Annotated in this window: 7 protein-coding genes; 2 read left to right on the top strand and 5 right to left on the bottom strand. The window is 65.3% G+C overall.

Features of this window, described 5'->3' with window-relative positions; genetic code table 11:
* Positions 1–44 precede the first annotated feature (44 nt).
* Complete coding sequence (locus AC6EKW_RS15000) at positions 45–932, bottom strand: DegV family protein (protein WP_273889088.1); 888 nt, start codon at positions 930–932, stop codon at positions 45–47.
* Positions 911–1906, bottom strand: a complete 996-nt coding sequence (locus tag AC6EKW_RS14995) for a ketopantoate reductase family protein (RefSeq protein WP_498514822.1) — start codon at positions 1904–1906, stop codon at positions 911–913. The genes AC6EKW_RS15000 and AC6EKW_RS14995 overlap by 22 nt, the downstream gene beginning before the upstream one ends.
* A gap of 87 nt (positions 1907–1993) precedes the next feature.
* Here AC6EKW_RS14995 and AC6EKW_RS14990 point away from each other — a divergent pair, with 87 nt between their 5' ends.
* Positions 1994–2998, top strand: coding sequence for a lysylphosphatidylglycerol synthase transmembrane domain-containing protein (locus AC6EKW_RS14990; protein ID WP_498514821.1), 1005 nt, complete (start codon positions 1994–1996; stop codon positions 2996–2998).
* Here the strand turns inward: AC6EKW_RS14990 and AC6EKW_RS14985 are convergent.
* Entirely contained in the window at positions 2991–3305 is a 315-nt protein-coding gene (locus tag AC6EKW_RS14985; protein ID WP_273889085.1) for a PadR family transcriptional regulator, read from the bottom strand. The two genes, AC6EKW_RS14990 and AC6EKW_RS14985, sit on opposite strands and share 8 nt — an antisense overlap.
* A gap of 224 nt (positions 3306–3529) precedes the next feature.
* Here AC6EKW_RS14985 and AC6EKW_RS14980 point away from each other — a divergent pair, with 224 nt between their 5' ends.
* Entirely contained in the window at positions 3530–5068 is a 1539-nt protein-coding gene (locus AC6EKW_RS14980) for an N-acetylmuramoyl-L-alanine amidase (protein WP_498514820.1), read from the top strand.
* 4 nt (positions 5069–5072) lie between these two features.
* Here the strand turns inward: AC6EKW_RS14980 and AC6EKW_RS14975 are convergent, their stop codons facing one another.
* Positions 5073–5690 (bottom strand): glycerol-3-phosphate acyltransferase, encoded by a 618-nt coding sequence (locus AC6EKW_RS14975; protein ID WP_498514819.1) that lies wholly within the window; start codon positions 5688–5690, stop codon positions 5073–5075.
* A 2-nt stretch (positions 5691–5692) separates the two neighbouring features.
* The coding region (locus AC6EKW_RS14970; RefSeq protein WP_498514818.1) for a hypothetical protein at positions 5693–6032 on the bottom strand (340 nt) is incomplete at its 5' end.

Raw genomic sequence — 6032 nt, 5'->3', positions numbered from 1 at the left:
AGATGCGGCGAGGGCCAGCCTCCTCCCGTTCGGCGTTTCGGCGCTCACGCTCTGTGGCCCTCCGGATCCTCGTAGAAGGCCAGCCCGAGAAGACCCGGGCCGGTGTAGCTGGACATCACGGGGGAGAACTCGGCGATGCGCAGGGTCTCCGGCGAGAAGCGGCGGGCGACCTCCTCTCGCAGAGACTCCGCCTCCTCGCGGGCGTTCGCGTGCTGGACGGCGACGTGCAGCGGGCCGTCGTGGTTGAGCCGTTCCTCCGTGAGCTGCAAAAGCCGGGAGACCGCGCGCCTCCTGGAGCGGGGACGGTCGAGGGGGTCTACGGTGCCCTGTCCGAAGTAGATGATGGGCTTTATCTGCAACGCCTTTCCGAAGAGCGCGCCGATGCGGGGGATGCGCGAGGTCTTCGCCAGGTACGCCAGCGTGTCGAGGGTCACCAGCAACCCGACCCGCGAGGAGAGCAGCCTCACCCTCCTCAGTACCTCGTCCATCGAGGCCCCTTCACGAGCCAGGTGGGCCGCCTCGAGTACCAGGAAGCCCTGGGCCATCGTCGCGGTGCCGGAGTCGACGACCTCTATGCGCGAGGTTATCCCCTGCTCTTCCTGCGCCAGCCTGCGGCCCTGTTCCGCGGCCTCGTACATCCGGGTGACCGACGGGGTGGGGGAGATGCAGAGCACCTCGTATCCTTCCGAGGCCAGCCTGCAGAACTCCTCCATGTAGGTGCCCGGCGAGGGGGCGGAGGTCACGGCAGGGGGCAGGTCCGGACGGAGCATCTTGTTGAACTCCTCCGGGGTTATGTCCACGCCGTCGAGGTACTCCCGCCCCGCGTACTCGAACGGTATGGGGATCACCGTGATCCCGAGCCTGCGGGCCTCGTCATCGGGGAGGCAGGCGATGCTCTCGGTGACGACGGCTATCTTTCCTGCGGCGGCCACAGCATCTCCGGGGACAAGAACTCTCCTTTCCTCTCTACCTCGTGTACCAGCTCGACCACCCGCTCATTGTAAGGGGTGTCGAGGCCCATCTTCCTCCCCAGCCTTACGACCTCGCCGTTGAGATAGTCCACCTCTGTACGGGCGCCGCGCCGGATGCTCTGCCAGGTCGAGCCGAAGATGGGCTCCCTGCCCACGGGGGTGCGTCCCAAGACCCCCAGGATCCGCCTCGGAACCGCCTCGGGCAGGCGGACCATCGTGCGCATGGCGAGCGCCGGAAGGGAGAAATCCAGCCCGAACCCCGCACGGTGGGCCACCTCCATCCCCTCGCGCATCATCCTGAGCGGGATCGCCGCGGTGTCCGGGGAGAAGTAGATCCGCTGCATGGGGAGCCCCGTGATCGCGGGGAGGGCATTGTTGAGGTTGAAGATGAGCTTGGTCCACCGCGAGGCCCTGATGTCGCGCGAGATCCTGACCGGCAGGGCCTTCTTCAGCACCTCTCTCACCCTCCGCAGGCGTTCGGGGTCGGGGACGAACGGGTCGCCTATTATCAGGTGGCCCCGGACCTGCCAGCGTACCTCTCCAGGCTCCAGGTAGCTCGCGGAGAAGAAGACCACGCAGCCGATGATCTGCTGCGGCCGGAAGAACTCCCGGGCGATCTCGTCGCATCTCACCCCGTTCTGCATCGTGATCACCGGGGTCTCTTCGGAGACGAGCGGCGCCACCTCGCGGCAGGCTTCCGCCAGATCCTGGGTCTTGGTCGCCATCAGAAGCAGATCCGGCCTCTCCTCCAGGAAGGTGGCGGCCTTCGGGTGGAGTATCCTTTCTTTGCCCACCCCGCTCAGGCGCAACCCGGATTCGTTTATCCTGCGCACGTGCTCGCCGCGTCCGACGAGGGTGACCTCCTCACCCGCCGCCGAGAGCAACCCGCCGACCAGACTGCCCACGGCACCTGCTCCTATTACCGCTATTTTCATCCGTGCCTTTTCCGGTGGACATCGCGTACCGTGCAGAATATCATTAGTCGGCCCTCTTGGAGAAAGGACCATCTGGAGACTTTAGAGGTGAGATCCGGAAGACGCAGCGCGCTCTTGGGTGTTTTTATCGGTTTGCTCTCCACGCTTGTCGCGGTGTGGATAATCGCCTCGAAGTTCGGGGACGGCTTCCCCCGGGTCGTGGATTACTGGCCCCTCCTGGCGGGCGTTGGTGTGGCGGTGGCCGGATGGGTCGTTCAGGGGTTGGTCATGTACATCCTCGCCCGTCCTCAGCTCACCGACGGGGGGACGAACCCTCTGGAGATGGTCAGGATCTACCTCGCCGCCGCCTTCGTCGGTAACGTCTCTCCCATCCGGGGGGCGGAGATACCCTACGAGGTCTACCTGCTCAAACGCCGTACCGGTCTTCCGGTTGGGATCGGCGGCGGCGTCGTCTTTACCCGGGGGATGCTCAACTCCTCCGTGATAGGCGCGGCGAGCCTGATCGGGGTATTCTTCTTCTCCGGCCTGACCCACCTGAGCCCGGGAGAATTCTTCGCGGCGCTCGCGCTGCTCGTCGGGATCTGGGCGTTCGTGGGCTGGCTGGTGCGCCGGACCTCGGGCCCCAGCGGGAAGGGACCGAGGGGGGGAGGCGTGCTCTCCCGGCTCCTGGGGCTCTACCGTGAGCTGCGCGAGGGGTTCGCCCAGGTCTGGAGGCAGGGGCCTCTCGTCATCGCCGCGTGCGTCCTCCTCATGGCCCTCTACTGGGCGCTCAGGCTCGCTATCGGGCCGCTCGCCCTGATGGCCGCCGGATGGGACGGTAACTGGCTACCGGTAATCGTCGCGCAGATGATCATAACCTCTTTCATCATCCCCATAACTCCCACGCCGGGGGGGAGCGGCGGGGCCGAATTGAGCTTCGCCGCCCTCATCTCCTCCCTGGTTCAGCCCACCATGCTCCTGAGCGGTGTCCTGATCTGGCGCGGCCTGACCTACTTCCTGATCCTTCTGGCCGGGGCCTTCTTCGTCGGCTGGATGCACTTCCACCATGGAGGCGAAGGGCCCGGCGTCGACGGGGCGCCCGGTCTCAGGTGAGCGGCTCCTTCTCTTCTACCACCTCTATGTACAGAGCGGTTATGAGCTTCCTGAGCTCCTCCAGCCTCACCCGCCCCGCCTCGGTCGCCGTGTAGTACTTCCTGACCCTCCCGTCGTGTACGCGTTCTTCCCGCTCGAGAAATCCCTCCTCCTCCATCCTGTGCAGCGTGGGGTAGAGCGTCCCGTAGCTCAGCGAGTACCCGTGACGGGCGAGCTCCTCGATGAGCCATGATCCGTAGACCGGCTCCTTCGCCGCGTGGTGCAGGATGTGCGCCCGGATCGCCCCCAGCTCCAGCTCCCTGAACATCTCCCTCTCGTTCCCTCCCTCGAAAATACTCCAGAACATGCGGCAGTGTAACAACGTACCCAGGCCCGGAACACCCACCTCGCCGGTATATACTCATAATACTCCCTCGTGCTTCCAGCTCCAGCCTGGCATCCCGGATCGATCTCCTCTAGCCTTAAGTTCTGGCGCAATCCATCCGATAATGCCCGTGGAATCTGTGTAAGAGGCAAGAAAGAGGGGGGACGATGTGTCTGGAGTGTGGCTCCGGGATCAGCCGGGGCAGGTTCTTACGTCTGGGTGCCGGTGGGGTTGGCATGGGGGCGTTGCTCGGGGTAGGGGGAGAAGCCTGGGCGGCTGGTAGCGGCATCCTCTCCGAGTTCGGGGCGGCCTCCCGGAGGTACGGGGTTCCGGAGGAACTCCTGCTGGCGATAGGTTACGTCAACTCGCTCTGGGAGATGCCCCCCAGGAGATTCGGGCGCTACCGTCCCGGGGACGTGCACGGGATGGGGGGCTACGGCGTCATGGGACTCAGGCAGGACCCGCGGGTGAAGACGCTCGCGGAGGCTTCCAGGATCACCGGATTCTCCAGGGAGGCGCTCGAGACCAACCGAAGGGCGAACATCCTCGGTGGGGCCGCGGTGCTCTCCAGGCTCGCCCGGGGGCGCGGGGCTGCGGGCATAGAAGGATGGTACCGGGCGGTCAGCGCTTACGGAGGAAGCCCGCTTTACGCCGAAGAGGTCTACGAGATCTTGCGCGGGGGTGTCGTCGGCGAGGCCGACGGGAGGAGGATGGCCATCCCGGCAGACCCGCGGGTGAGGGAGGCCGGGGCGACCTACTCTCCCCAGGCGGCCGGTGATTACGCGGGTTCGACCTGGTACGGGGCGTCTTCCTCCAACTTCACGACCGCGGATCGTCCGAAGGACGGCCTCGACATCACGACCATAGTCGTACACGTCACGCAGGGCTCGTGGGCTTCGGCGATAAACTGGTTCAACGATCCAAAGGCCCAGGTCTCGGCCCACTACGTCCTGCGGCGCAACGACGGCAAGATCGGGCAGTGCGTCAGGGAGCATGATATCGCCTGGCACGCGGGGAACTGGGACTACAACCAGCACTCCATCGGCATCGAGCACGAGGGGTACGCCGACGACCCCGGTACCTGGACGGACGTCATGATCCGCTCTTCGGCCAGGTTGAGTGCCTATCTGTGCAAGAAGTACGGGATACCGATCGACCGCAAGCACATAATCGGGCACAACGAGGTTCCCGGTTCCACGCACTACTGTCCCGGACCGTATTTCCCGTTCGACAAGTACATGAGCCTGATCCGCTCGTACGCCTCATCCTCTTCGGGGAGTTCGTCGGGCAGGATCGTCTACCAGCAGGTGGTGGACAACGCCTCGGGCCGCTTCCAGGCCTCTAAAAACTGGTACTACAACACCTGGAACAAGGCGAAGTACGGCAGAAACTACCGCGCCGCCCGCCCGAAGGCCGTCTCGGACCCGGCGAACTTCTACATGAAGGTCCCCGTCACGGCGGATTACGTCGTCTACGCCCGCTGGCCGGCCTCGAGCAGCTACAACTCGCGCACCCCGATTCTAATAAGGACGACCTCGGGCTTTGAGAAGGTCGTCGTCAACCAGCGGCGCCACGGGGGAAGGTGGGTGAAGCTCGGCACTTTCCGTATGCCCAAGGGCAATAAGAGGGCGATCAAGATCTCCCGCTGGACGAGCGGACGCGGCTGGGTGATAGCCGACGCCGTCATGATCCGGCGCTACGGGTGATCTTTCACCGCGGCCTTTTCTGGAAGAGCAGCCTGAGGAGGAAGACTTTGAGGGGAGCCTCGGATCTTTTCATGTCTTCTCCGACCCCTTCGAGGCGTCTTACTGCCACTATCATCAGCAGGAGGATGGATCCGGCTGCGTATGCCGGTGAGGAGCCGGTTGAGATCGTGAAGCAGGCGTAGAATAGAAAACCCGAGATGGTTCCCAGGGAGGTCTGGCGTATCGCTGCTCCCGCCGCGTAGGTGGCCACCAGCACGAAGAAGCCGGTCGGGTTCATCGCCGTCGCGGCTCCGGTTCCGACTCCGAGCGCCCGGCCTCCTCTGAAGCCCAGGAAGACCGGCCATCCGTAGCCGACGACCGCTCCCAGCGCGGCCGAGACGACCGTGGCGTCGGAGGCCCCCAGAAACCGGGCGGTGAGGGGTGGGAGGAGCCCCTGCAGGAAGACGCCGAGGGCAGTGATGGCCGCCGCCAGGCGTCCGGCGTGCTCGGCGACGTTGGCGGCTCCTATGTTGCCGGTCCCGTAGCGCCGGATGTCTATCCCCGAGAGCAGCCGGGTGACGATGAGCCCGATGGGGATGGCCCCGACGAGGTACGAGAGAGCGAAGGCCAGAAGCTGGGCCATCTTCAGAGGGCGGTGTCCCTGTCGTAGAGCAACCTGTAGACCAGTATCGCGCCTGCCTCGCGGGGCTCGCGGACGGGGATTGGCCTTGCCGTGGCCCTCCGGATCAGGAGCACGAAGGCGTTCGCGGCCGTGCCCGCCACTACTTTTTCGTCGTACCCTTTCACCGAGCAGAGGAGCGGTAGGGAGCAGACGGCGAGCGCGACCGAGAGGGGGCCGGACCTGGTCCGGGTGGTCTGCCGGTGCAGAAGGCCTCCCGCCCCGGCCTCTCCGGTCAGGGGTGGCAAAATCCTCAGGATCCTCTCCGAGGCCATCGTCCCCAGGAAGACCGGCATGGCTCGGGGA

The sequence above is a fragment of the Rubrobacter sp. M3-4 genome (genome assembly GCF_059772285.1).
The sequence above is the reverse complement of the archived record's forward strand: the minus strand, read 5'-3'. Positions and strand labels throughout refer to the sequence as shown.

Bases quoted from the DNA above. Each gene is read 5' to 3' on its own strand.
- AC6EKW_RS14995 (WP_498514822.1), bottom strand. From the start codon at position 1,906: ATGAAAATAGCGGTAATAGGAGCAGGTGCCGTGGGCAGTCTGGTCGGC.
- AC6EKW_RS14985 (WP_273889085.1), bottom strand. From the start codon at position 3,305: ATGTTCAGGGAGCTGGAGCTGGGGGCGATCCGGGCGCACATCCTGCAC.
- AC6EKW_RS14980 (WP_498514820.1), top strand. From the start codon at position 3,530: ATGTGTCTGGAGTGTGGCTCCGGGATCAGCCGGGGCAGGTTCTTACGT.
- AC6EKW_RS14975 (WP_498514819.1), bottom strand. From the start codon at position 5,690: ATGGCCCAGCTTCTGGCCTTCGCTCTCTCGTACCTCGTCGGGGCCATC.